Genomic DNA, 24,772 nt, shown 5'->3' with positions numbered 1-24,772 from the left:
TTTTTGACCAAACATAAAAATCCTAGTAAAAATGAAATGTAATTTTGGCGCAGGCCCTTGTATTTTACCTCAGGAAGTATTCAAACAAGCTTCTCAGGCTGTTCTTGATTTTAATGGAACCGGGTTGTCAATCCTGGAAATTTCACACAGAACACCAGAATTTGAAGCAGTTGTTGAAGAAACAGTTCGTTTAGTTAAAGAACTGTTGAATGTTCCTGAAGGATACTCGGTTATCTTGCTTCAGGGAGGTGCAAGTTTGCAATTCTCCATGGCTCCAATGAATCTTTTAGGTGAAGGTCAAACTGCAGCTTATCTTGATTCGGGAGTTTGGGCAAGTAAAGCAATGAAAGAAGCTAAATTTTTTGGCTCAGTAAATGTTGTTGCCTCATCCAAAGAAGCTAATTATACTTACATTCCTAAAGGATATGAAATTCCTGCTGATGCGGCTTATTTCCATTGTACATCAAATAATACGATTTACGGAACTCAACTTCATGAATTTCCAAAATCACCTGTTCCTGTTGTAAGCGATATGTCTTCAGACATTTTAAGCCGTCCCATCAATGTAGCTGATTTTGGTTTGATTTATGCCGGAGCTCAAAAAAATATGGGCCCTGCAGGCGTAACACTGGTTATTGTTAAAGATGAAATTTTAGGAAAGATTGATCGTAAGATTCCATCTATGCTTGATTATAAAGTTCAGATAGCTGGTGGTTCTATGTATAATACGCCTCCTGTTTATTCAATCTATGTTTCTATGCTTAATTTACGTTGGTTAAAAGCAAAAGGCGGCGTGGCAGAGATCTATAAAGAAAATCAGGCGAAAGCAAGGGCTTTATATGAAGAAATAGACAGAAACCCCTTGTTTAAAGGAACCTGTAAAGTTGAAGACCGTTCCATGATGAATGTTTGCTTTGTTATGGAAAACAAAGAACTGGAAAAACCATTCCTTCAGTTTGCACAGGAACGCGGTATGATCGGTATTAAGGGGCATCGTAGTGTAGGTGGTTTCAGAGCCTCTATTTACAATGCATTGCCAATTTCAAGTGTGCATCGTTTAATTGAAACCATGCAGGAGTTTGCAGATAATAATAAATAAAAGATCAAAAGCTATTAGCTTAAACCTAAAATTATAATCATGATTAAAATATTAGCTAATGACGGAATAGATGCTGTAGGTAAGGCTATGCTGGAAAAAGCAGGTTTTACTGTTGATACAGAGAATATTCCCCAGGATAAATTAAAAGACGCATTGTTGAATTACGATGCTATAACTGTACGCAGTGCAACTAAAGTTCGCAAAGATCTGATTGATGCCTGCCCAAATCTTAAATTAATTGGTCGTGGCGGAGTAGGAATGGACAACATCGATGTTGATTATGCTAGAAGTAAAGGACTTGCTGTAGTTAATACTCCCGCGTCTTCTTCTTTATCTGTTGCAGAGCTTGTTTTTGGGCATCTTTTTACCGGTGTTCGTTTCTTACAGGACTCTAACAGGAAAATGCCGGTTGAAGGGGCAACCAATTTTAACGGACTTAAAAAAGCTTACGCAAAAGGAGTTGAACTGAAAGGTAAGAAAATCGGTATCGTTGGTTTCGGCCGCATTGGTCGTGAAACGGCAAAGGTAGCCTTAGGTGTAGGGATGGAAGTTCTGGCTTACGACTTATATGACGTTCCTGCAGAACTTGAACTCGACCTTGCCAACGGCATCAAGGTAAAAATTCCGGTAAAAAAAGTGGAGTTTAACGAACTGATTACTGATGCTGATTTTATCAGTTTACACGTTCCTTTTCTTGATAAGCCTGTATTAGGAAGAACAGAATTTGAGCGCATGAAAAAAGGAGTAGGAGTTGTTAACTGTTCCCGTGGTGGTACTATTGACGAAGAAGCTTTGATTGAAGCGCTAAATTCAGGCCAGGTAGGTTTTGCAGGTATAGATGTATTTGAAAACGAACCTACTCCACGTCAGGATCTGCTTACCCATCCTAAAGTTTCTTTAACTCCTCATATTGGTGCTGCTACCAACGAGGCACAGGAACGCATAGGTGTAGAACTTGCCAATCTGATCATAGATCATTTTAATAAATAATAATTAATAAAAGTTAATTTTTAAAGTCCCTTCCGTTCGGTTGGGACTTTTTTTATGTCCTGCTTTTCGTATCATTTGAGTTATAAATTTTTAAAAACAGGAATACATTTCTAATTTAACCTTTCAATAAGCAATTAAATGGGGAAGAAACAAAATACAGAATTAAGCAGAAGGGCCTTTATAAAAAGCACTGCACTTCTTACAGCAGGTTTGGGTTTGGCCGGAACTGCAGCTTTTGCAAGTGACCCTTTTTTGGGGAAAGCAAAAAATAAACTGCCAAAGTGGAAAGGATTTAACCTCCTCGATTTCTTTTCTCCCGACCCTTCAAATTCCAGAAAAGCAACTCCTGAAGAATATTTTAAATGGATGTCTGACTGGGGATTTGATTTTGTTCGCATTCCCATAGCTTACCCGTATTATCTCAATTTCGACCGTTCCAGAAATATAAAACCGGAAGAGGTTTACCACATCGACGATCGGGCAGTAGATAAAATCGATCAACTTGTTTCCATTGCTCACAAATATAATATGCACGTGAGTTTGAACTTACACCGTGCTCCGGGATATTGTATCAATGCAGGTTTTCATGAACCGTATAATTTGTGGAAAGATCAGGCTGCCCTTGATGCTTTTTGTTTTCACTGGAATATGTGGGCTAAAAAGTATAAGAATGTATCATCCAAAAAAATAAGTTTTGACTTATTGAATGAGCCCAGTATGAGGGAGGATATGAATGATCAGCATTCGAGGGCAAGTACTGTTCCGGGAGAATTATACAGAAAGGTAGCTAAAGCTGCTTCAGAAGCTATCAGAAAGGAAAATCCGAACCGTTTGATAATAGCGGATGGGAATAATGTTGGCAGCTCTGTAATTCCTGAAATAATTGATTTGAACATCGCTCAAAGCTGCAGAGGGTACAATCCCGGTTTAATTTCTCATTACAAAGCGCCATGGGCCAATAAAGATGTGGAGCACATGCCGGAACCAAAATGGCCCGGACAAGTTGGGGATAAATATTTGAGTCGCCAGATGCTGGAAGAATACTATAAACCCTGGATTGAATTAGTAAAACAGGGAGTTGGCGTACATTGCGGAGAATGCGGTTGCTGGAACAAAACCCCTCACCCGGTTTTTCTTTCATGGTTTAATGATGTCCTCGATATTTTAACTTCAAACGGCATCGGCTTTGCAATCTGGGAATTTTCTGGTGATTTCGGTGTTCTTGATTCCGGTAGGGCAGATGTACAGTACGAAGACTGGTACGGACATAAACTTGACCGAAAGATGCTGAATTTATTGATGAAATATTAATGTTAAAGTATCAGGGCGTAAGTTCTTGCTTTGCCCTGACAGGCTTTTTAAATCTTGATAAACAATTTCCTTTTATACATCCAGTATAAAATCCAGAACTCTATTAATAGTACAACTCCGCCTGAAATGAGTGTAGTGTAAGCATTCCCGAGAATCTTATCAAAATTCTGACCGAAATGAGTAGAAAAGGAGCTGACAATAAATGAAGGTAACGTGTGGGCAATAACGTATGCCGCAATGGAATTTATACCAATTACCATAAGCGGGAAACTCCACTTTTGATAGTGCTTTGCATCGATCAGCCAGTAAAACAGGGCAAGAAGAAGGAAGCACCAGCCGCCACTGAAAATAGTCCAGGCGGGAGTCCAGATTCTTTTTACAATCGGGTTAATACCGGATATGTGAAGAATAAAGCCAAGCAGAAGCAAACTTGATCCGATAAGTATAAAGCGTTTTATCTTTTGATAAATATCAATTTGAGATTTTAATACATTACCTGCAAAAAGGCCGAGAATCATTGTTCCAAGCGTTGGAATAAAGCTTAGGGTTGAGTATCCGCCTTCGTTAAACATAAAAGTATGTTCCCTTGGAAAAAGATTTAAAAACCATTTATCAAAGGCCCATGCCAGATTGGTGTTTTTGTTCCAATGAGCCGCAAAGCCATTAAAATTATGTTCCCAGTTTGCAGTTACGCCTGCTGCTGAATAATTAAAAGAAGAATCCGGTAATGGATAAAGGGCAAAAGCAGCCCAGTAGGCTAACAGGATGCTGATCAGAGCAATTAGTTGAACCCTTTCTGAATAAAATCCAAGAATAAACAGAAAGGTATAGCCTAAGCCGATCTGGGTTAACGTGTCTTCAAATGTAAAATACGTTTGCTTTGCGTACATCGACCTCAGGAAAATTCCCAGGAGAATTAAAATCAGCGAACGAATAACCGCATGTTTAAAAAGTGACGGTTTATCAGCACCTCTGGCTAGTCGGCTGGCGAGCGAAAATGGCAGAGCTACACCAACAAGGAAAGTAAATGAGGGTTGAATAAGATCATGCAACGAGCACCCAAACCATTGAGCATGGTCCTGGTGAAAATACAGAAACCTCCAGAAGGAACTTTCGGGTAAAGCTTCTGAAATATTTCTGAAAGATAAAACCTCAGCCATCATCAACAGCATTACAAAGCCGCGATACGCATCTACGGAAACAATGCGTTTGGGTTTAAGGGCAGGATTGATGATGGGAGCGGAGGTAAGAGGTTCGGTTGCAGAATTCATAAATGAAATATACAAACGAAATCTGAAATTATTATTTCTATATTATTACAGATCAAAAACCTGTCCCTGTTCAGGCATTTCTACCGTGTAGCCTTCTTCTGCAAGATTTTTACCCAAACTATTCATGCTTTCCACTTCCCCGTGTACCAGGAATACTTTTTTCAGATGCTGTTTATCCTGTTGTTTAACCAGGTTCATCAGGTCAGTATGATCACCGTGGCCACTGAAAAGATCTGTTTGTTTAATGGTTGCATATACAGGAAGTTCGCGATCGCGAATGTGAACAATAGGATCGCCTCTTAATAAGCGGTTTCCAAGTGTTCCTTTTGCGCTGTACCCAATAAAAAGGATGGTACAGTAGTAATTCGAGATATTGTAAAAAAGATGGTCCTGGATACGGCCACCTTCAAGCATGCCGGCTGAAGAAACAATGATGCAAGGTTCAAAATAATTGGAAAGCTCCTTGCTCTCTTTCATATTCTGGGTATATTCCAGGTTATCAAATTCAAATTCGTCGCCTTTTTGGTGATAAAAATCCTGGGCATCTTCGCTCAGCAGGTAATGGTATTTCCTGAAAATATCGGTAGCATAATTAGCCAGCGGACTATCCACAAAAACCTTTACAGGCGGTAATTTTCCTTCAGTGAATATTTTATTCAGCGAATACACCAGTGCCTGCGTGCGGCCGATACTAAAAGCTGGAATAATAAGTCTTCCGGGATTTTTAATACATGCTTCTTTAATAGTTTCGGTTAAAACTTCTTCTACTGTTTTGCCGGTACTGTGAAATCGCCCGCCATAAGTAGATTCGCATACCAAAAAATCGACCTGTGGAAGAGCCTCCGGATCACAAAGTACGGGATAGTTTTTTCTGCCCACATCTCCGGTAAAAGCAATTTTTCGCTCCGTGCCTTTTTCATTAATAGTTAATACAACTGCGGCTGCTCCTAACAAATGGCCGATAGGAACAAATGTAAGTTCAACCTGTCCGTTCAGCCGGAACGGTTTATTGAAACCAATTGTTACAAATCGTTCCATCGTATCCATTACATGTTTTTGAAGAAATAATGGCTGAGGGCCTGATGTGTGTTTTCTTCTCCCGTTATGGCTCTTTCTTTGTTTACTTAAAAAGATATTTACCGAATCAAGCAGTAATAGTTCTGTTAAATCGGCAGTAGGGGGGGTAGCTAAAATTTGTCCTTCAAAACCCAGTCTTACCAGGGTAGGAAGATTGCCGGAATGATCAATATGAGCATGTGTTAAAATTACAACATCAATATCTGCAGGATCAAACGGAAATAACAGGTTATCTTCCAGCCGCGTTTCACGTTCGTAATCAAGGCCGCAATCCATAAGGATTTTATAATTATCAAGTTCTAAAAGATGCATGCTTCCGGTAACCTGTTTCGCTGCACCCCATATTGTTAATTTCATTTAATGTAGTTAGGTGTTAAGAAAGCGAGTAGCTCAAAACAGAAAGCTAAAAGCTATCGCCCGCAACTGAAAGCTTTTCTACGCTTCAAACTGCAAATTGCTTAAATAACGGTATAAGCCTTCCTCATTTTTCATCAGTTCGAGATGTGTTCCGATCTCAGAAATTTTTCCTTTTTCGAGCACGACGATTTTATCTGCTTCGCGGATTGTAGACAAGCGATGTGCGATAATGATGGAAGTCCGTTCTTTCATTAGTTCTTCCAGGGCTTCCTGAACCAGCCGTTCTGATTCACTGTCTAATGACGAAGTAGCTTCATCAAGGATTAAAATAGCAGGGTTTTTTAATAGTGCCCTGGCAATAGCAATGCGTTGACGCTGGCCCCCTGATAGTTTTACTCCACGTTCGCCGACTATGGTATCATAGCCTTCAGGAAATCCTAAAATAAAATTATGCGCATTGGCTCTTTTTGCCGCCTGCATTATATCTTCTTCTGATGCCTCCAGTTTTCCATAAGCGATATTTTCCCGTATCGTTCCTCCAAATAAAATCACGTCCTGCGGAACAATTGCTACCTGGTTACGGATATCAGTTAACGAATACAAGGAAGAAGGTTTTCCGTCAAATAACAGCTGCCCTTTTTCCGGATCGTAAAAGCGAAGGATTAAGGATGCGATAGTTGATTTTCCGGCGCCGCTTGAACCTACAATTGCTACTTTTTCGCCTGCTTTTGCCTCAAAAGATACGCCTTTCAACACGGTAATTTCTTTGCGGGAAGGATAGGCAAACTCAACATTTTCAAAAGCAAGATTTCCTTCTAAAACCTTTTGAGTTTTATTTTCTTCTGCTTTGATAGAAATAGGCTCGTTTTCTTCGCTCAGGATTTCTAAAACCCGTTCACTTGCGCCTACTGCTTTCTGAACGTTTGCATACAACTCAGGAAAGGTACCCATCGCAGCGCCAACAAATATGGAATATAAAATATAGGTTGTGAGGCTCCCTACAGAAAGATCGCCGTGAGCAACCAGGGTTGATCCGTACCAGATAACACCTACAATAGCGCCGAATAAACAAAAGATGATAAAAGAAGCAAAACCACCACGAAAAGTGGCTCCTCTTAAAGCGATTTGTACCACTTCTCTTAAGCTTTTATCGTACCTGTTAGCTTCATACGCTTCATTTACAAAAGCTTTTACATTGCTTATGCCTTGCAGGGTTTCTTCCACTACGGTATTCGATTCTGCCAGTTTATCCTGCGCTTGCCTTGAGATTTTCCGGATGTAACGGCCAAAGAATATAGCAGCAATAACCAATACCGGTAATATAGAAAGGTTAAACAGCGTCAGCTTGGGAGAAACAATTATTAAAAAAGCGATACCACCAATTAGTAAAACTACTTGTCTTACCAGTTCTGCCAACGTTGTGGTAAGTGTGTCCTGTATTTGCGATAAATCAGCAGAAATGCGGCTGTTTAATTCACCAACACGACGATTGGCAAAGAAATTCATGGGTAAAGTAATTAATTTGAAATAGGTATCACGACGAATATCAGCGAGTGATTTTTCTGCAACTTCAACAAATAGCCGAACCCGGAAAAAAGATACAAACGACTGCACAAAAAGAATAACAAACGATATTATTCCGATCATATTGATACTTGCGGGAATAAAAGGGAACTTTTGTTTACCCTGTGCGGCATCGATCATAGCACCAAGCAAAGACGGAAATGCAAGTCCGGTAAGGCTTGAAAGAAAAAGGAAAATCAGTCCGAGAATAAATTTAACCCTGTAGGGTTTCAGGTATGCCAGCAAGCCTGAAATCTTATTAATAGTTTCTGAATTTATTTTTGCTTTGGGTAGTTCTTCTGCTGCTGCTGTACTGCTGTTTAATCTGTTTCGGGCCATCTGAATCTTTCAAGTGCTTAAAGTAAAGCAATGCAAAAATAGGTTTTAGCGGATGAAAAATCGGCGAGGCGTATCAACTAAAGGTCAATTTTTGCGGATAATAAGAAAAACAACTGCGATAACAAGTACTGCAATGGTAACAATATATAAGGTTGGCGACGTGTTTTTATTCTCCATTTCGATTACTTCTTTCTGTAGTTTATCGTTCTGCGCCTGCAGTTTTGTTATGGTTTGCATGTATTTAGAAATTCTGCTTCCTGTTTCTTCTGCTTTTGTCTGTACTTCTTTTTTCTCCAGATCTTTATAATCAAGTAAAATTTTAAGCTCTTTAAATACAGCGTTGTCTGTTTGTACTATATCTCTTAAGATGTCGATCGACCGTTGCATATCTTTTTTTGTCTTCAGGCCAAAAATGCCGGTATGCATGGTAAGGCTTTCATCATACTGCCCGAATTTAGAACTTCTTGCTTCCAGCAGGCCGTTAACCTTTTTACGCTGTAGTTCGTAAGCGGAATTGTTTTGAGCCCCTGCTGTCAAATAAAAAGAACTAAATAAGAAAAGAAGTATAAAAATTCTCATTTTTAAATGATTTGAGATTGGAAATAAGCGTACAGACAGAAACCGCAGAAAAGGACTATTGTTTAAGAGTGAAACTCAATCCTCACAATATCATTCAGGTGCAAGCCCAGCAATCCGCTTGCGTTGCCTTTATTAATAGCAATTTCGAGGTAATTACTGATTCCGAATAAACAAAGTTTTTCTCCTTCGGGAACTTCATTGTAATGCCAGCTCAGCTGAGAGATTGATTCGTTTTTACGAAAGAAGAGTGTGAAGCTTCTGTTCTGCTGAACTTTTGTGAACAGCTCTTTCGAAATATTGGTAATTACATTTTGAAAAGAATCAATGTAAATCACGCTTCCGCGGATAATATCCTTTTCTATTACCGGCTGTAAATTCATTCGTTGTTCCAGCGAACTTACGGCAACACCAATATCGGTTAATTTTCCGCCAGTTGCCAGATGGCAGGCTGCTTTTGAAAAGATATCTGTTAAGGGAAAATGTAAAAATTTAAGATCCTGTAAAATATTGAGTTCAACAATTTCTTCCGGGTCATGCTCAAACATGAGCGAAAAGATACCGTTATCTGAACCTACAAAATAATGCTCCTTATACTTCAGTGCAATGTACCGCGTTTCTTCATTAAAAACAGAATCTATACCAATTAAATGAACAGAGCCTTTGGGGAAATAGGGGAACGCGTTTTTTAAAACGAAAGCGGCCTGAGGGATGTTAAATGCAGAAATATCGTGGGTTATATCAATAATATTAACGGTAGGTAAGAGGCTAATAATGCTTCCTTTAAGTGCAGCCTGGTAAAAATCTTTCGAACCGAGGTCAGTTGTTAAAGTGATTATTGCCATTAAATATTTAAATATTTATTATTAATCTTGCGATAGGATTTAATCCTGCAAATATTGAATTTTTAATTTCACAAAAAAAACTCAGAACTAAAAAAAGCAAAACTTGAACGAACTTAAATTAACCCTGGAACATTTTAATCCAGTAGTATTGTGGGGCCCGAATAACGAATTTTTTGAGATTATTAAAAAGCAGTTTCCTAAAATAAAAATCGTAGCCCGGGGTAATGAAGTAAAAGTACTTGGCGATGAGAGCGAACTAACTAATTTTACGCTCAAATTTCGGGAAATTCTTGCTCATATAGAAAAATATCAAAGTTTAAGCAGTAACGATCTGGAGCGTTTATTAGGTGCAAAAGTTTCTGCGGTTACTGAAAACGATACACCTGCCGAGAAAAGCAACAGTGGTGAGGCAATAGTATTTGGTCCTAATGGGATTGTAGTTAAAGCACGCACCGCAAATCAGCGACGCATGGTTGATAGTATAAATAAGAGTGATATTTTATTTGCTATCGGGCCTGCCGGAACCGGGAAAACATACACGGCAGTTGCGCTGGCTGTAAGAGCTTTGAAGAATAAAGAAATAAAGCGTATTATATTAACCAGGCCGGCGGTAGAGGCGGGAGAAAACCTGGGTTTTCTTCCGGGAGATTTAAAGGAAAAAATCGATCCGTACCTGCGCCCCTTATATGATGCACTGGATGATATGATCCCGGCAGAAAAATTAAAAGTTTACCTGGAGAACCGTACTATTGAAATTGCACCGTTGGCTTTTATGCGTGGCCGAACGCTTGATAACTGCTTTGTAATACTTGACGAGGCTCAGAACGCCACCGACATGCAGCTAAAGATGTTCCTGACACGGATGGGGCCTTCGGCAAAATTTATTGTTACCGGTGATGTAACTCAAATCGATCTTCCTAAAAAGCAGCAGTCGGGCTTACATACAGCTTTACGCATTTTGGCGGATATTAAGGGTATAGAAATTATTTATCTGAGCGGCGAGGATGTGGTTCGTCATAAACTGGTAAAACGAATTCTGGAAGCCTACGGAGATATACAGTAAATGAATGATTGAATGATAGGGGGATGGAATGATAGGGGATCCATAATTCTAAAATAACCAGTAATTAATAATTAAAAGGATAAAGAATTGAGAATTATAGAGTTTAAATAAGCTCCTCACTGTAATCAATCATTCAACTCTTCAAAATCAATAATTAACAATCGCATGTCTGCAATAAAAGAAACAAACTTCCATCTTCCTGGTCAAACCGCTTTTTATAAGGGAAAAGTAAGGGATGTTTATACCATTTCTGATAAATTTCTTGTGATGGTAGTAAGCGATCGTATTTCTGCATTTGACGTGGTTCTTCCAAAAGCCATTCCATATAAAGGTCAGGTATTGAACCAGATAGCAGCAAAATTTTTACTTGCTACCCAGGATATTGTTCCAAACTGGGTTCTTGATGTTCCGGATCCTTCTGTAACAATTGGTAAAATTTGTGAACCATTTAAGGTAGAAATGGTTATTAGAGGGTATCTGGCTGGTCATGCATGGCGTGAATACCGGGCCGGAAAGCGGGAAATTTGCGGTGTAAGGCTACCCGAAGGATTAAAAGAAAATGATCAGCTTCCTGAACCAATTATTACTCCGACCACAAAAGCAGCTGTAGGGCACGATGAAGATATTTCGAGGGAAGAGATACTAAATAGAGGTATTGTTTCTGAAGCGGATTATATACAGCTTGAAGGCTTTACCCGGGCCTTGTTTCAACGCGGAACAGAAATGGCTGCAGAACGGGGCTTAATTTTGGTTGATACAAAATACGAATTTGGAAAGGCAGAGGGTAAAATACATTTGATAGATGAGATTCATACCCCTGATTCTTCCAGGTATTTTTATAAAGAAGGTTACGACGAATTACAGAAGCGTGGGGAACCGCAGAAGCAACTTTCGAAAGAGTTTGTAAGACAATGGTTGATTGAAAACGGTTTCCAGGGAAAAGAAGATCAGGTTGTACCGGAAATGTCGGAAGAACTTGTGAAATCCATTTCAGAACGCTATATTGAACTTTATGAACATATTTCCGGTGAGGAATTCAGAAAAGCTGAAAACAGTGAAATTCTGTCGAGGGTTGAAAAAAATATTATTGAAAGTTTGAATCGATTAAATTGAATTAATTTTTTATTATTGTAAAAGAGTTACAAAAAACATAAGTCGAATATGAAATTCACGGTAGATAAGCACGAAAAATATGTTTTGATTAAGCTTAATGAATCAAAGCTAAACTCTCTCATGTCTCCTCAGTTAAAGTCAGAATTAATACTGATAAATACTGAAGGACAAAGAAACATCATCCTTGATCTTTCTGCCGTAAAATACACCGACTCTTCGGGTTTAAGCAGCCTTTTGGTCGGTCATCGTATCTGTAAAAATTCTGAGGGTAGTTTCATAATTACAGGTATAAATGATAACATTACACGCCTGATAACTATTTCTCAATTGGAAACTGTTTTAACTATTGTTCCTACCATAGAAGAAGCGGTTGACCTGGTTTTTATGGAAGAAATTGAGAAAGAATTAAAGAAAGAGGCAAAATAATTGCTACCTGAAATGCATGAAGTTCGAGGTGACAATTTTAGGGAGCAGTTCTGCTACGCCAATTTATAACAGAAATCCTACATCGCAACTTCTTAATCTTAACGACCATTATTTTTTAATCGACTGCGGAGAAGGTACTCAGCAGCAGCTGTTAAGAAATGGAATTAAAGCCCAGCGCATAGATTATATTTTTATAAGCCATCTTCATGGCGACCATTACCTTGGTTTGGTAGGATTATTATCTTCCCTGCACCTAAACGGCCGTACCAAGCCCATTACTATTTTTGCTCCGCCACCTTTAAAAGATATCATAGATATTCATTTTAAATATTCCGAAACCAACCTTCGTTATCCTATTATCTTTAAAGCTACTCAAAATCAGTTTTCAGAACTGATACTCGAAACCAATGATGTGAAAGTGGAAACAATTATCCTGGAGCACAGGATACCTTGTACAGGGTTTAAATTCAGCCAGAAAAAACGCTTAAGGAAAATCATCAAAGAAAAGGTTGAAGCATTAAAGATTCCTGTTGAATATATTCCAATGATAAAGCGGGGAATTGACTACCGCGATAAACAAGGCAAGGTGTATTCTGCAATGGAACTAACTACAGAGGCAGACGAACCTAAATCCTATGCCTATTGCTCAGATACGATAAATAACAGAAATTATCTGGATGTTATAAAAGGCGTAGATACTTTGTATCATGAAGCTACCTTTCTTCACGATATGCTTGACAGGGCGAAAGAAACCTTTCATACTACGGCTTTAGAAGCGGGTACAATAGCGCTGGAAGCCGGAGTTAAAAAATTGCTTATCGGACATTTCTCTGCCCGATATAAAGATCTGGAGCCTTTACTAACAGAAGTACGGTCTATATTTCCCTCTTCAGAACTGGCTATTGAAGGGCAAACTTTTGAAATTTAACTGTATTAATCTTTTTTACCGCCGAAAATTGAAAAGCTTACGTACCGTTTGGGGTTTGCTTTTAAATCGATCATCAGCTTATCCAGGTTTCCGGCCGCATTGGTAAGATTATTATATAATTTCTCATCGTTTAAGAGCTGGCCCAGAGAACCTTTTCCGCTATTGACCTTGTTTACGGCAATTTGTAAATCTTCTACCGCTTTATTGGCATTTTCAATCGTTTGTTTAAAGTTGGCGCTGGCAAAGTCGTTACTTATCTTATCCATATTAGACATGATAGAACTTATCTTTTCATTGTTGTTTTTTAAATTGCCGGTTATCGACTCCAGGTTTGAAAAGATAGAAGACAGTCGATTGCTTTCAGACCCAACCAGGTTATCCACCTTTTTTGTAGTGCCTTCAAGCGTTTGCATGGTATTGGCAATGCTGGCAAAACTTTGATTTACATTTTTTTGAAATTCGGGACTTAAGGTAGCGTTTAATGAAATGAGCAGTGAATCGAGCCTTCCGATTATCTTTTCAGCTTTCTTTTGTATGGGCTCTACCTGTTCCAACAGATTTTTTTCGATATTGGCATTCAATGTATCGCCATCTTTAGCATAATTTTTTCCGGCTCCTAATTCAAATACCACCGCTTTCCCGCCAAGCAGGTCGGTACTTTCTAATCTCGCAATTGTATTGGAGGGTATTTCATATTTCGGATCTACCTTGAATTGCGCCAGAATCTTACCGGAAGGAAGAAGTGTAAGCTGAGATACTCTTCCGATCTGAAACCCGTTTACAAGTACCGGTTTTGATACTGTTAAACCTTCTACACTTTCATATCGGGCGTAATATTCGTTCTCGCTCGAGAAAACGTCATTTCCCTTCAGAAAACTGTATCCTAATATCAATATTGTAATTGCTACAGCAGCCAGTATGCCAACTTTGGTTTCGTTCGTTATTTTCAAGGGATCTGTTTTTTTAATTTACCGGTAGCTATCGCTGTTCTACCTGTTTCTTATAGTTCTGAATTGCATTTAACAAACAATTCACAATTTCGTTTTGGCCATCGTCCGAGTTCATGTATTCTTCTTCCTGCGGATTGCTTATAAAACCGATTTCTGTTAAAACGGCTGGCATACCTGCCCTTGCCAATACTGCCAGACTTTGTTCTTTAATTCCCCTGTCAATCCTGCCGGTTTTTACATATTCATCCTGCATCAGCGTAGCCAGGCGAATGCTTTGCTCACGATAGGCATTTTTCATCAGCGAGAAAATGATAATACTTTCTGGATCTTTAGGGTCATAACCTTCGTAATTTTCCTTATAGTCTTTCTCTAACAGAATAGATGCATTTTCCCGTATCGCCATATCCTGCTCGTCAAGTCGGCCAAAACCGGAAACAAAGGTTTCAACCCCGCGGGTGGAAGTACTCTGCCGTGTATCATAGATGGGAACTTTGCGCCCTTTCGAATCTTTTCTATAGCCTGTAATAACCCTTTTAATCGGCATTGAGTTACAATGGATCGAAATAAAAAGATCCGCTTTCGCACGATTCGCAATTCCTATCCGTTCATACAAAGGAACAAAAATATCTTCATCACGCGTGTATATTACCTTTACGTCAGTGAAATTGCTTTCAATAGCTTTGCCTAAGCGTAAAGCAACCTGTAAAGCAACGTCTTTTTCTTTTGAGATCTGGCCTCTGGTTGCGCCGTCTTTTCCTCCGTGGCCTGCATCTATAACGATGGTCTTAATCTTATAAGGCGGTGCCGGAGATACGTTTGCAAACGATACCAGCGGAAGGATCAGCAATAAAGAGATTAAACAGTAAAACGATCTTTTCAATGGTATAATTTTCATTAATTTTGAAAACTTGCTTTTTGATACTGCAAAAATAATATTCATCATCAAATTTGGAATTTATAAAGAGCTTTTTTCTGAGATACGCAATGTTGATTCTTTTGTTACCATTAGGTTCAAATCTTTTGGCACAAGATACCGGAGTGAACAAAGAGTCGGAAGCTGATACCACAGATACATCTGGCATAGTAACTGATACCTTAAAGAAGACTTCTTCTACAGCCACAGGTTTAAATGCAGAAGTAAAATATAGTGCTGAGGATTCTATAAGAATTGACCGGAACAGCAATATTGTTTACCTATACGGGCAGGGACGGGTTTCATACGAAGGACTTGAACTGGATGCCGATTACATTAGCCTTGACCAGAAGAATAATACCATTTTTGCAAAAGGAAGGTTTGATCCTAAAACAAACCGTTACCACGGCAGACCGATTTTTAAACAGGGAAGCGAGCCTCCGGTTACAACAGATTCGCTTGTTTTTAATTTCAAAACCAAGAAAGGAAAGACATTTGGAACGTTTTCTGAAGTAGAAGGCGGATTTATCCAGGCGAAACAGTCAAAAAAGAATCCTTATAACGAAGTATCTCTGAAAGACGCCATTTATAGTACCTGTAATTTACCCCACCCACATTTCGGTATTCACATTACAAAAGGTATAGTAACCGAAAAAAATATTGTTACAGGTCCGGCTTACCTGGTAATTGAGGGTATTCCTTTTCCGGTAGGCGTTCCTTTTGGTTTCTTTCCAAAAGCAAATAAAAGAGCATCGGGAATTATGTTTCCCACATTTGGAGAGGAGGCTGCCCGTGGGTTTTTTATGCGCAACCTGGGCTATTATATAGGCTTAAACGATTATTGGGATGCAACAGTACAAGGGTCTCTGTATAGCAAAGGGTCGTATGAGGCTAATTTGCTGGCTCGTTACAGGAAAAATTATAAATACGACGGGAGTCTGAATTTCAGGTTTGCATCAACCAAACTTGCCAGTGCAATTGAAGGAACGGCGAGTAATAAAGCAAATAAGGATTTCAATTTACAATGGTCGCACAGCCAGCGGCAGGAAGCCAATCCCGGAACAACGTTTAGTGCCAGTGTAAACGTAGGAACAGGAGCGTATTTCTCCAATACAGGAGCAAACGGTACTTACAATATGGATCAGATAACCCGTAATTCAATGAGTTCCAGCATCAGTTACGGTAAAACGTTCGCCGATGGCAGGGTTAACTTCACTTCCAGTTTAAGCCACAGGCAGGATATCAGTGCAGGAACCATTGAATTGAATCTTCCGCAGTTCAATTTAGCCGTAAGTACTTTTAATCCCTTCGATTCAAAGAACCGGACGGGAGAACAGAAATGGTATCAAAAAATCTCGGTAGGGTATAATTTACTGGGAGATAATTCAATAAGTACGAAAGAAAGTGAATTATTCAAAAAAAGTAGTTTAAAAGATTTTGATACCCGGATTCAACATTCAATTCCGGTTAGTTTATCTTTAAACGCTTTGAAGTATTTTCAGGTTAGCTTGAGTGTCCCGTATAACGAAGACTGGTATTTTAAAACTATCCGTCAAACCTACAACAGTCGGACTCAGGAAACCGAAATTACCGATACTATACAGGGCTTCGCTCGTCTTTACCGCTATAGCTACAGTTCTTCTATTTCAACCAAATTGTACGGTATAAAGAATTTTAAACGCGGAAAACTGGCAGCTATTCGCCATGTAATTACTCCGAGCATTGGGTTTAGTTATACCCCTGATTTTGGGGGCAGTAGTTTCCCATTCACAAAAGAACTGAGGAACGAAACCGGTGTACTCGTGAGAGACAATTATGGGAACATTCGCAGGTATTCTATTTTTCAGGACGGTGGGATATCTTCAGGACGTTCAGGAAGCCTTACTTATTCGTTGGATAACAATATTGAAGGAAAGAAACGTCCGACAAACAACAGTAATTCTGATACAACCGCGAATCAATCCGGCAATTCTGATAAAATAGATATTCTGCAAGGACTTAGTTTTAGCGGGAGTTATAATTTTTTAGCAGATTCATTTAAGTTTTCTCCGATAAGTTTTTCCGGCCGGACTTCCTTTTTTAAGAAGAAATTAGGCCTTACCTTCAGTGGGATACTGAATCCTTATCAAACTAACTCGCAGGGTGTGGAAATCGATCGTCTCACCATTCCCCGCCTTACAAACTTTAATGTTTCTACAGACTTTAGCCTGAACTCCTCCGCTATTAGTTCGAGAGACAAAAACATTGAGAGTCAGCAGAACAAACAGAATATCACCGAACAGCAACGGGAACAACTGGATATGATAAATCGCGACCCCAATGCTTTTGTAGATTTTAATGTTCCCTGGAATATTTCAGCTTCGCTGAATTTTAATTATTCAAAACGAGTAGAATCAGAGTTTAACACCACAACAAATACCAGAACTGCAAGAAATGTAACTGATATTACCAGTACGGTTAGTTTAAGGGGAGATTTAAGCGTTACGCCTAAATGGAAGGTTCAATACAATACCAACTACGATATTCAGCGAAATGAGTTCAGTTTTACTAACTTTTCCATCTATCGTGATCTCCATTGCTGGGATCTTTCAATTAACTGGGTGCCTTTTGGAAGATATAAAAGTTACAGTGTAGACCTTCGGGTTCGTGCTAATATTTTACAGGATTTAAAACTTAGCAAGCGTCGGGATTATTATAATAACTTTTGATACATGTTAGCCGAAATTATTACCATAGGAGATGAGATCCTGATCGGGCAGATTGTGGATACGAATTCTGCCTGGATAGCCCGGCAGTTAAACAATATTGGCATCCGCGTTAAACAGATAACTTCTGCCTCAGATGATCGTTCTCATATCCTTGACTCTCTTAAAGCTGCTTCGCAAAGGGCTGATATTATCCTTATTACCGGCGGCTTAGGGCCTACAAAGGATGATATTACTAAAAAAACTTTGGCGGAATATTTTGGAGTAGGTTTTAAAAGAGATGATGCAACCCTTGAAAATGTAAAAGGAATTTTTAAGCGGTACAAGGCACCTTTACTTGAAACCAACCTGCAACAGGCAGACGTTCCTGAAAACTGCCAGGTTCTGTTAAATAAAAATGGCACTGCTCCCGGAATGTGGTTTGATAACCAGGATACAATATATGTGTCTATGCCGGGTGTACCTTTTGAAATGATGTATTTAATGGAGGAGGAAGTGATTCCGCGTTTAAAGCAGCGATTTCAATTACCTGCCATCATTCATCATACTATTTTAACTGCAGGAATTGGTGAGTCGTTTCTGGCAAACAAGATTGCGCTGATAGAGGATTCACTCCCTCCATATATTAAATTGGCCTATCTTCCAAAATTGGGCCAGGTACGCTTACGACTAAGCGGATACGGAGGAAACGAAAGTAAATTAAGGGAAGAAATTGCTTTGTATGCAGCAAAGATAACTGACGAAGTAGGTGAATTCATTATTGCGAGTGAAGATAAGCCAATTGAAAAAGTCGTCCTTGACGCGATGCAGGGTGCAGGTTTATCTTTAGCTGTCGCGGAAAGTTGTACAGGGGGGTATATTTCTCATCTTATTACCCAGCACCCGGGTAGCAGTACGGTATATCTCGGAGGGGCAGTTACTTATTCAAATGAGTTAAAAATGAAAGTGCTGGGCGTGTCTGAAGATACCCTGGAAAACTTTGGAGCAGTAAGCGAAGAAACGGTCAGAGAAATGGCGACCGGGGCTGTAAAAAATTTTGATTCAGACTATTCAATAGCCATAAGCGGTATAGCCGGACCCGATGGAGGGACGCAAGAAAAACCGGTAGGCACTGTCTGGATAGCAGCAGCAAATAGAAACAGAGTGGTAACGAAAAGATTTCAGTTTGGAAATCGTCGTACACAAAATATTGAACGTGGAGCAATCAGCGCTCTTACCATGCTCTATAATTTACTTCGCCAAGAACAGGCATTTTAACAAAAAGCGTTATTTTTGCTCACAATAAATCAATTTTTATCTATGGCTCAATATAAATTAGTGCTACCGAAAATGGGCGAAAGTGTTGCCGAAGCTACTGTTACAAAATGGCTGAAGCAACCCGGCGATTTGATCGAAGCAGATGATGCAGTATTGGAAATAGCCACAGATAAAGTTGATTCTGAAGTGCCATCGCCGGTTAGCGGGAAACTGGTTAAGCATTTATTTAATGAAAATGAAGTTGCCCAGGTAGGCGATGTAATTGCGTTAATCGAAATTGAAGGAGAAAATGAAGAAACCCCATCAGGGGTAGCAGATACAAAGGAATCGCTAAAAGAAAAGCAGGAAGAAGATCGGGTAATTCCGGGTATTGAGCAAATTGCACAGCGTGAGCAGACAGCAGGGGCTTCAGTTGATCTAAAGAATACTTCCCGGTTTTATTCTCCCCTCGTAAAAAGTATCGCCGCTGAAGAAGGTATTTCGCCTCAAGAGCTCGACAACATCAAAGGAACCGGTGCAGAAGGAAGGGTAACTAAACAGGATATTCTGGATTATGTCAACAATCAGGCTAAGAAAACAGCTTCTGCTAGCCGAGATTTGACAGAACAAAGAAGTAGTGAAACTATAAATAATGTTTCAAAACCCGCTGCATCAATTACGGGTGGAGATGAGATTATAGAAATGGACCGGATGCGGAAGATCATTGCCGACCACATGGTAATGAGCAAGCAGGTTGCTCCGCACGTTACTTCTGTTGTTGAAGCGGATGTAACCAATATTGTTAAGTGGCGTGATAAGATAAAAACGGCATTTGAAAAGCGTGAAGGCCAGAAAATTACCTTTACGCCAATTTTTATTGAAGCCGTAACCCGGGCTTTAAAAGATTTTCCAATGGTGAATGTGTCGGTTAATGGTTCTCAGATCATTAAAAAGCGGGATATTAATATTGGCATTGCAGCTGCCCTTCCCACAGGAAATCTGATCGTACCGGTTATTCGCAATGCAGATCAGTTAAATATCGTCGGTTTAACCAAAACTGTGAATGATCTTGCCAACAGGGCCCGTACCAATAAACTGCAGCCTGATGAAGTTAAAGACGGAACTTTTACCATCACTAATATCGGCTCGTTCGGCAATATTATCGGAACTCCTATTATTAACCAGCCACAGGTAGCGATCCTGGCTATCGGTACCATCAAAAAGAAACCAGCGGTTATAGAAACAGAAGCGGGTGATGTTATTGCGATCAGGCACATGATGTTCCTGTCGCTTTCATACGACCACCGGGTGGTTGACGGAGCATTAGGAGGAACATTTTTACGCCGGATTGCTGACTATATGGAAGCCTGGGATATTAACCAGGAAGTATAACTTATGTGACCCAATGAGCAAATTATAAACGTATGAATTTGCCTAAGAAAATACTTGCTCGGCAGCATGAAATAACTTCTGCTTTTTTGCACGAACTGGATAAGCATTTATCAGATGTTGTGGAAGGGCGTACTATCGAGATGTTTGAAATACGCGACTTCGCCGATATTCTGCATATTCATCCAACGCATCTCAGTAACACCATTAAACTAACTACAGGTAAAGCTCCCTGCTATTTTTTCGAAGAAAAGCTTACAGCCATAGCAAGGGCAATGCTGGAAGAAAATAACACGACTATAGCAGAAATTGCTACCCTGCTTACTTTTGATCCTTCTAACTTTACCAAATTCTTTAAGCGGTTCACGGGTAAAACTCCAAAACAATACCGGGAACAGTTTCAGATGGAGAAATACAGTAAAAAAACTGAAACAGTCACCATTTAAACTGAAACACTCACCAGAATTCGGTTAAAAACAGCCGCTACTTTTGGGCATGATTTTAACTGATAAAAATATGACTCAACGTAAGATTGCTTTAATTACAGGCGGAAGCCGTGGCCTTGGCAGAAATGCGGCATTACAATTAGCAGATAAAGGTATAGATGTAATTATTACCTATCGTGCCGAAAAAGACAAAGCGCTGGAAGTGGTTTCTGAAATTAAAGCGAAAGGGCAACAGGCACTGGCAATACAGTTGGATGTGGCCGATACAGCTTCTTTCGACAATTTTTTTAATACGCTGTCTGAAAAACTAAAGGAGGTTTGGGATACTGATAAATTTAATTACCTGATAAATAATGCCGGTATTGATGCTGCTTCTTTAATTTCGCAAACATCCGAAGAAGCTTTCGACAGCCTTTTTAATGTACATTTTAAAGGCGTCTATTTTTTAACTCAGAAAGCATTACCACTGCTTGCAGACTCAGGCCGTATTATTAATATATCTACAGGCCTTACCCGCTTTACCACCCTGGGATATGCAGCTTACGCTTCGATGAAAGGGGCTATAGAAGTTTTTACAAAATATCTTGCCAAAGAGGTAGGCAGCAGAGGGATTACCGCCAATGTTGTTGCTCCGGGAATAATAGAAACAGATTTTACCAGATCGGCATTTGAATCTCATGCTAATTTAAACGAATACATGTCGGCACAAACAGCATTGGGCCGGGTAGGGCAACCGGAAGATATCGGGGGAGTAATTGCGTTTTTATGTTCAGAAGATGCACGCTGGGTAAATGCTCAACGAATTGAAGCCTCAGGAGGAATGTTTTTGTAATATTCAATCTTCTGATCTCTCAGGTTTAAAACACAAAAAGAAAGCATCACTGGTTATTTTTTATTAATATCACAAAAATTTCCTTTGATGCTTACTTTAATACTCGATTTGGATAACACCATTTATCCCGTCAGCTCAATAGCGGATGAATTATTCTCGCCCTTGTTTAGTTTACTGGCAGATTCACGATTTAAGTTAGAACATTCTGTTATTGATGATGCCAAACAGGATATTATGCGGATACCTTTTCAAAAAGTATCTGCAAAGTATAATTTTCCACACCAACTAACAGAAGAAGCAATGACATTGCTTCGCAATGCTGTTTTCGAAAAGAAGATGACCTATTATGACGATTATAACTTTATTCGTGAATTAAAGGCAAGAAAGTTTCTACTGACTACTGGTTTTCTGAAACTCCAGCAAAGCAAAATTAAATGTTTGGGTATTGAAAGTGATTTTGAAGAAATCTGTATAGTGGATCCGGACAGGAGCAGTGATACTAAGAAAGACATAATGGAGCGGCTTATTGATAAATACAGGTTCAATCCGGAAGATATTCTTGTGGTAGGAGATGACCCCGAATCTGAAATAAAAGCCGCCAGCGAATTGGGACTTAAAAGTTTTCTTCTTGATAAAACAGGCCGTTATGATGACATAAAAACAGCAACATTTAAAGGTAAAAGTTTAGAAGAAGTAGGATTTATTTTAAAAGCATAGAGTAAGGGTAAAACCGGAAATATCACATTCTAAGGAAATTCGATATATTTATAGACTGTTAATGTGGAAGTTTAACGAATTGCCGGTTTATAAAAAGAAATCCGGGTACCTGGAATATGGAATGCCCGTTATCCTGGTCCTGAGTGCCACCGTAATAAAATTTTATGCTTTCGCCGGTTTAGGCTCTAAAATTCCATATACACTTTATCTGACTGCCATTCTTTTGTGCGCCATTTATAGCGGGCTTCGTTCTGCTGTACTCGCGTTAATTCTTGCTTGCATTGTTTCCGTTATCATCCTCTTTAACCCTGATCTTTTTCTTTTTATACCTCATCATTCCTATTCTATCAGTGTTTTAATTGCTTTAACAAGTATCATGCTGCTGTTAATTGCAAAAGCTCAGTTAAATAGTTTAAAATACATCCGGGAAAAGGAAGAGTATTTCAGGTTTCTGGCCGAATCGGTACCTGATAAGGTTTGGACTGCAGATATTAATGGCAAGGCAAATTACTATAATAAAGAATGGTTTGTATTTACGGGTGTAAATACAACAGACGAGTTAAGGAATTCGATCTGGACACTTATTCACCCGGATGATCGGGGATCTGTTAGAAAGGCTTATGAAAATAATATACATCAGGGGCTTAGTTATGAAATGGAGCTCCGGCTGCGTGACGGCAATGGTGTTTACCGATGGCATCTAAGTCGCACTAAACCCATGCGGGATAATAAAGGCAATATCCGGCTTTGGATTGGAACCTGTACCGATACTCATGATCAGAAACAGGTTTCGGAGATAACAGCAAGGAATGAAAAATATTTTCGCTTTCTGGCCGATAATGCACCGCTTTTCATCTGGCAAACGGATTGCCAGGGTGTTGTAAATTATATCAGTAACCAATGGGAAACTTACTCGGGCCTTAAGGTAGAAGACAGTTATGGGGCTGGGTGGAGAGCATCCATTCATCCTGATGATTCCGGGTTACAGAAACAGCAATATCAGCAATGCTTGCAAACGAGATCTCCTTATCGTGCTAAGTTCAGGCTTAAAAGAAGTGATGGCGAATATCGCTGGTTTCTTTCAATCGGTCAGCCTTTTTTTGAAGATGAGTTAGGTTATCTGGGTACACTTACAGATATAACCGAGCAGGAAATGGCGCAACAGCATAGCGCTTCGCAGCTCAAAAAAATGGACGAGTTCGTAAGTATGGCAAGCCATGAGCTGAAAACTCCGTTAACAAGTATTAAGTTGTATCTGCAGATTTTAGGGCAGAAAGATGACCAGCAGGGTTTTATCAATAAAAGCATCGATCAGTTAAAAAAACTGGAAAGTTTAATCGCAGAACTGCTTGATGTTTCTAAAATATCTGCGGGGAAATTAATCTATAATCTTACTTATTTTGATTTTGGTGCCATGCTCAAAGAAAGTGTAGAAGTAATGCAGCATTCAACAAGCAGCCATATCATCGAAATAAAAAATGCTGTTTCTGTTACATTTCAAGGCGATAAATATCGGCTGGAGCAGGTAATGACCAATGTGCTTTCCAATGCAATTAAATATTCTCCCGGCAGTAATTCTATCCTTGTAGATTCTTTCATAGAAAGTGATTTCATTGTTGTAACAGTTCAGGATTTTGGTATTGGTATTGAAAAAGAAAACCTGGATAAAATATTTGACCGCTTTTACAGGATTGATTCAACAGCAATGAAATACGAAGGCTTAGGTCTCGGTTTGTATATTGTTTCCGAAATTCTTACCCGGCATCATGGTTACTTCTGGATGGAAAGTGAGCCCGGTAAAGGATCTGTCTTTTACTTTAAGCTGCCGATAACAAGCAGATGAATTGGCTTAGGGGTACATTCAGCTTTATTCTTTCTGGTTTTCTTAGTTCTGCCCCTGAAAAAATTACTAGGTTCTCCTGCTGACATAGGATTGTCATTATAGCTTTTTTCTTTGCGACAAAAGCAAAAAATGGAAAAGTTTAATTTGTCAAAGGCGTACAAAAGTTATTATTCGGCGAAAAACGAACCGGAACTGGTTCAAGTTGAGGCAGCGCAATTTCTATCTGTTAGGGGTAAGGGAGATCCTTCAGAAAAAATATTCGAACTCAAAATTAAGGCATTATATTCTATCGCCTATGCAGTTAAATTTATTTTAAAAGCCAGAGAAAGCGATTTTATTGTTGCAAAACTGGAGGCTTTGTGGTGGTTTGATGAAGAAAAGTATAAGGAAATAACAATAACAGAAGCAGCCTTAAAAGTACCGAGGGCAGAATGGGAGTACCGGCTGTTAATAAGAATGCCCGATTTTGTTACCAGGGAAGATATTGAAAATGCAATTGAAACGGTTTTCTGGAAAAAGAAAATGCTGCTTGCAAGGGAAGTTGAATTGTTTAGCATGAATGAAGGAAAATCGGTTCAGATGCTCCACACTGGCCCTTTTAATAAAGAAGTGGAAACACTTGCAAAAATGAATGAGTTTATGCAAAAACATAAACTCATGAAGAGTGGGCTTCACCACGAGATTTATTTGTCTGATTTTGCTAAAACCGCTCCGGGTAAACTAAAAACAATATTGAGGGAACCTATCAAATAAAAAGAAGGCAGATGTCGGATTTTACTTATT

The 24,772-nt window shown here is 39.3% G+C and carries 22 protein-coding genes; 15 read left to right on the top strand and 7 right to left on the bottom strand.

The window, feature by feature from the left end; all coding sequences use genetic code 11:
- Nucleotides 1–31 precede the first annotated feature (31 nt).
- From serC to ACLCDL_RS00985, 3 genes are all read left to right on the top strand, one after another.
- A complete protein-coding gene (gene serC, locus ACLCDL_RS00995) occupies nucleotides 32–1,099 on the top strand; it encodes a 3-phosphoserine/phosphohydroxythreonine transaminase (RefSeq protein ID WP_423146124.1) in 1,068 nt (355 codons plus the stop codon).
- Nucleotides 1,100–1,138: 39 nt separating this feature from the next.
- On the top strand, nucleotides 1,139–2,089 hold the full coding sequence (locus tag ACLCDL_RS00990; RefSeq protein WP_423146123.1) for a D-2-hydroxyacid dehydrogenase: 951 nt from the start codon (nucleotides 1,139–1,141) through the stop codon (nucleotides 2,087–2,089).
- A gap of 138 nt (nucleotides 2,090–2,227) precedes the next feature.
- Nucleotides 2,228–3,400, top strand: a complete 1,173-nt coding sequence (locus tag ACLCDL_RS00985) for a cellulase family glycosylhydrolase (protein ID WP_423146122.1) — start codon at nucleotides 2,228–2,230, stop codon at nucleotides 3,398–3,400.
- A 47-nt stretch (nucleotides 3,401–3,447) separates the two neighbouring features.
- Here ACLCDL_RS00985 and ACLCDL_RS00980 read toward each other — a convergent pair whose 3' ends face one another.
- The 5 genes from ACLCDL_RS00980 to ACLCDL_RS00960 all read right to left on the bottom strand — a co-directional run bounded on the left by ACLCDL_RS00980 (nucleotide 3,448) and on the right by ACLCDL_RS00960 (nucleotide 9,428).
- Entirely contained in the window at nucleotides 3,448–4,671 is a 1,224-nt protein-coding gene (locus tag ACLCDL_RS00980; RefSeq protein WP_423146121.1) for an acyltransferase family protein, read from the bottom strand.
- 45 nt (nucleotides 4,672–4,716) lie between these two features.
- Complete coding sequence (locus ACLCDL_RS00975) at nucleotides 4,717–6,105, bottom strand: MBL fold metallo-hydrolase RNA specificity domain-containing protein (protein WP_423146120.1); 1,389 nt, start codon at nucleotides 6,103–6,105, stop codon at nucleotides 4,717–4,719.
- A 78-nt stretch (nucleotides 6,106–6,183) separates the two neighbouring features.
- The gene (locus ACLCDL_RS00970) at nucleotides 6,184–8,007 is read right to left on the bottom strand and encodes an ABC transporter ATP-binding protein (RefSeq protein WP_423146119.1); all 1,824 of its coding nucleotides are present in this window, start codon (nucleotides 8,005–8,007) and stop codon (nucleotides 6,184–6,186) included.
- 84 nt (nucleotides 8,008–8,091) lie between these two features.
- Nucleotides 8,092–8,586, bottom strand: coding sequence for a hypothetical protein (locus ACLCDL_RS00965; RefSeq protein ID WP_423146118.1), 495 nt, complete (start codon nucleotides 8,584–8,586; stop codon nucleotides 8,092–8,094).
- Between the two features lie 62 nt (nucleotides 8,587–8,648).
- On the bottom strand, nucleotides 8,649–9,428 hold the full coding sequence (locus ACLCDL_RS00960; protein WP_423146117.1) for an SAM hydrolase/SAM-dependent halogenase family protein: 780 nt from the start codon (nucleotides 9,426–9,428) through the stop codon (nucleotides 8,649–8,651).
- A gap of 103 nt (nucleotides 9,429–9,531) precedes the next feature.
- On the opposite strand from ACLCDL_RS00960, the gene ACLCDL_RS00955 reads away from it, so the two are divergent.
- From ACLCDL_RS00955 to ACLCDL_RS00940, 4 genes are all read left to right on the top strand, one after another.
- Nucleotides 9,532–10,491, top strand: coding sequence for a PhoH family protein (locus ACLCDL_RS00955; RefSeq protein WP_423146116.1), 960 nt, complete (start codon nucleotides 9,532–9,534; stop codon nucleotides 10,489–10,491).
- A gap of 165 nt (nucleotides 10,492–10,656) precedes the next feature.
- A complete protein-coding gene (locus ACLCDL_RS00950) occupies nucleotides 10,657–11,604 on the top strand; it encodes a phosphoribosylaminoimidazolesuccinocarboxamide synthase (RefSeq protein ID WP_423146115.1) in 948 nt (315 codons plus the stop codon).
- A gap of 48 nt (nucleotides 11,605–11,652) precedes the next feature.
- On the top strand, nucleotides 11,653–12,030 hold the full coding sequence (locus tag ACLCDL_RS00945; RefSeq protein WP_423146114.1) for an STAS domain-containing protein: 378 nt from the start codon (nucleotides 11,653–11,655) through the stop codon (nucleotides 12,028–12,030).
- Between the two features lie 16 nt (nucleotides 12,031–12,046).
- Nucleotides 12,047–12,958 carry a ribonuclease Z gene (locus tag ACLCDL_RS00940; protein ID WP_423146113.1) on the top strand — a complete coding sequence of 304 codons (912 nt, stop codon included), beginning with the start codon at nucleotides 12,047–12,049 and terminating at the stop codon, nucleotides 12,956–12,958.
- A 5-nt stretch (nucleotides 12,959–12,963) separates the two neighbouring features.
- On the opposite strand, the gene ACLCDL_RS00935 is transcribed toward ACLCDL_RS00940, so the two are convergent.
- On the bottom strand, nucleotides 12,964–13,908 hold the full coding sequence (locus ACLCDL_RS00935) for an MlaD family protein (protein WP_423146112.1): 945 nt from the start codon (nucleotides 13,906–13,908) through the stop codon (nucleotides 12,964–12,966).
- A 28-nt stretch (nucleotides 13,909–13,936) separates the two neighbouring features.
- Nucleotides 13,937–14,803 (bottom strand): N-acetylmuramoyl-L-alanine amidase family protein, encoded by an 867-nt coding sequence (locus tag ACLCDL_RS00930; RefSeq protein ID WP_423146111.1) that lies wholly within the window; start codon nucleotides 14,801–14,803, stop codon nucleotides 13,937–13,939.
- A gap of 125 nt (nucleotides 14,804–14,928) precedes the next feature.
- Here ACLCDL_RS00930 and ACLCDL_RS00925 point away from each other — a divergent pair, with 125 nt between their 5' ends.
- From ACLCDL_RS00925 to ACLCDL_RS00890, 8 genes are all read left to right on the top strand, one after another.
- Nucleotides 14,929–17,529, top strand: coding sequence for a putative LPS assembly protein LptD (locus ACLCDL_RS00925; RefSeq protein WP_423146110.1), 2,601 nt, complete (start codon nucleotides 14,929–14,931; stop codon nucleotides 17,527–17,529).
- Between the two features lie 3 nt (nucleotides 17,530–17,532).
- On the top strand, nucleotides 17,533–18,783 hold the full coding sequence (locus ACLCDL_RS00920; RefSeq protein WP_423146109.1) for a competence/damage-inducible protein A: 1,251 nt from the start codon (nucleotides 17,533–17,535) through the stop codon (nucleotides 18,781–18,783).
- A 42-nt stretch (nucleotides 18,784–18,825) separates the two neighbouring features.
- A complete protein-coding gene (locus tag ACLCDL_RS00915; RefSeq protein ID WP_423146108.1) occupies nucleotides 18,826–20,154 on the top strand; it encodes a dihydrolipoamide acetyltransferase family protein in 1,329 nt (442 codons plus the stop codon).
- A gap of 32 nt (nucleotides 20,155–20,186) precedes the next feature.
- A complete protein-coding gene (locus tag ACLCDL_RS00910; RefSeq protein ID WP_423146107.1) occupies nucleotides 20,187–20,597 on the top strand; it encodes a helix-turn-helix domain-containing protein in 411 nt (136 codons plus the stop codon).
- A gap of 70 nt (nucleotides 20,598–20,667) precedes the next feature.
- Nucleotides 20,668–21,429 carry an SDR family NAD(P)-dependent oxidoreductase gene (locus ACLCDL_RS00905; RefSeq protein ID WP_423146106.1) on the top strand — a complete coding sequence of 254 codons (762 nt, stop codon included), beginning with the start codon at nucleotides 20,668–20,670 and terminating at the stop codon, nucleotides 21,427–21,429.
- An 87-nt stretch (nucleotides 21,430–21,516) separates the two neighbouring features.
- Complete coding sequence (locus tag ACLCDL_RS00900) at nucleotides 21,517–22,146, top strand: HAD family hydrolase (RefSeq protein ID WP_423146105.1); 630 nt, start codon at nucleotides 21,517–21,519, stop codon at nucleotides 22,144–22,146.
- A 61-nt stretch (nucleotides 22,147–22,207) separates the two neighbouring features.
- Nucleotides 22,208–23,989 (top strand): PAS domain-containing sensor histidine kinase, encoded by a 1,782-nt coding sequence (locus tag ACLCDL_RS00895; protein WP_423146104.1) that lies wholly within the window; start codon nucleotides 22,208–22,210, stop codon nucleotides 23,987–23,989.
- 129 nt (nucleotides 23,990–24,118) lie between these two features.
- Nucleotides 24,119–24,742 carry a GyrI-like domain-containing protein gene (locus tag ACLCDL_RS00890; RefSeq protein ID WP_423146102.1) on the top strand — a complete coding sequence of 208 codons (624 nt, stop codon included), beginning with the start codon at nucleotides 24,119–24,121 and terminating at the stop codon, nucleotides 24,740–24,742.
- Nucleotides 24,743–24,772: the final 30 nt, after the last annotated feature.

The sequence above is a fragment of the Rubrilithobacter danxiaensis genome (assembly GCF_047272945.1).
In the GTDB taxonomy this organism is placed as follows: domain Bacteria; phylum Bacteroidota; class Bacteroidia; order Sphingobacteriales; family Sphingobacteriaceae; genus Rubrolithibacter; species Rubrolithibacter danxiaensis.
The sequence above is the reverse complement of the archived record's forward strand: the minus strand, read 5'-3'. Positions and strand labels throughout refer to the sequence as shown.

What these genes read in the sequence shown, in the direction of transcription:
- serC (WP_423146124.1), top strand. Translation starts at nt 32, where the DNA reads ATGAAATGTAATTTTGGCGCAGGCCCTTGTATTTTACCTCAGGAAGTA.
- ACLCDL_RS00990 (WP_423146123.1), top strand. Translation starts at nt 1,139, where the DNA reads ATGATTAAAATATTAGCTAATGACGGAATAGATGCTGTAGGTAAGGCT.
- ACLCDL_RS00985 (WP_423146122.1), top strand. Translation starts at nt 2,228, where the DNA reads ATGGGGAAGAAACAAAATACAGAATTAAGCAGAAGGGCCTTTATAAAA.
- ACLCDL_RS00980 (WP_423146121.1), bottom strand. Translation starts at nt 4,671, where the DNA reads ATGAATTCTGCAACCGAACCTCTTACCTCCGCTCCCATCATCAATCCT.
- ACLCDL_RS00975 (WP_423146120.1), bottom strand. Translation starts at nt 6,105, where the DNA reads ATGAAATTAACAATATGGGGTGCAGCGAAACAGGTTACCGGAAGCATG.
- ACLCDL_RS00970 (WP_423146119.1), bottom strand. Translation starts at nt 8,007, where the DNA reads ATGGCCCGAAACAGATTAAACAGCAGTACAGCAGCAGCAGAAGAACTA.
- ACLCDL_RS00965 (WP_423146118.1), bottom strand. Translation starts at nt 8,586, where the DNA reads ATGAGAATTTTTATACTTCTTTTCTTATTTAGTTCTTTTTATTTGACA.
- ACLCDL_RS00960 (WP_423146117.1), bottom strand. Translation starts at nt 9,428, where the DNA reads ATGGCAATAATCACTTTAACAACTGACCTCGGTTCGAAAGATTTTTAC.
- ACLCDL_RS00950 (WP_423146115.1), top strand. Translation starts at nt 10,657, where the DNA reads ATGTCTGCAATAAAAGAAACAAACTTCCATCTTCCTGGTCAAACCGCT.
- ACLCDL_RS00945 (WP_423146114.1), top strand. Translation starts at nt 11,653, where the DNA reads ATGAAATTCACGGTAGATAAGCACGAAAAATATGTTTTGATTAAGCTT.
- ACLCDL_RS00940 (WP_423146113.1), top strand. Translation starts at nt 12,047, where the DNA reads ATGAAGTTCGAGGTGACAATTTTAGGGAGCAGTTCTGCTACGCCAATT.
- ACLCDL_RS00930 (WP_423146111.1), bottom strand. Translation starts at nt 14,803, where the DNA reads ATGAAAATTATACCATTGAAAAGATCGTTTTACTGTTTAATCTCTTTA.
- ACLCDL_RS00920 (WP_423146109.1), top strand. Translation starts at nt 17,533, where the DNA reads ATGTTAGCCGAAATTATTACCATAGGAGATGAGATCCTGATCGGGCAG.
- ACLCDL_RS00915 (WP_423146108.1), top strand. Translation starts at nt 18,826, where the DNA reads ATGGCTCAATATAAATTAGTGCTACCGAAAATGGGCGAAAGTGTTGCC.
- ACLCDL_RS00910 (WP_423146107.1), top strand. Translation starts at nt 20,187, where the DNA reads ATGAATTTGCCTAAGAAAATACTTGCTCGGCAGCATGAAATAACTTCT.
- ACLCDL_RS00905 (WP_423146106.1), top strand. Translation starts at nt 20,668, where the DNA reads ATGACTCAACGTAAGATTGCTTTAATTACAGGCGGAAGCCGTGGCCTT.
- ACLCDL_RS00900 (WP_423146105.1), top strand. Translation starts at nt 21,517, where the DNA reads ATGCTTACTTTAATACTCGATTTGGATAACACCATTTATCCCGTCAGC.
- ACLCDL_RS00895 (WP_423146104.1), top strand. Translation starts at nt 22,208, where the DNA reads ATGTGGAAGTTTAACGAATTGCCGGTTTATAAAAAGAAATCCGGGTAC.
- ACLCDL_RS00890 (WP_423146102.1), top strand. Translation starts at nt 24,119, where the DNA reads ATGGAAAAGTTTAATTTGTCAAAGGCGTACAAAAGTTATTATTCGGCG.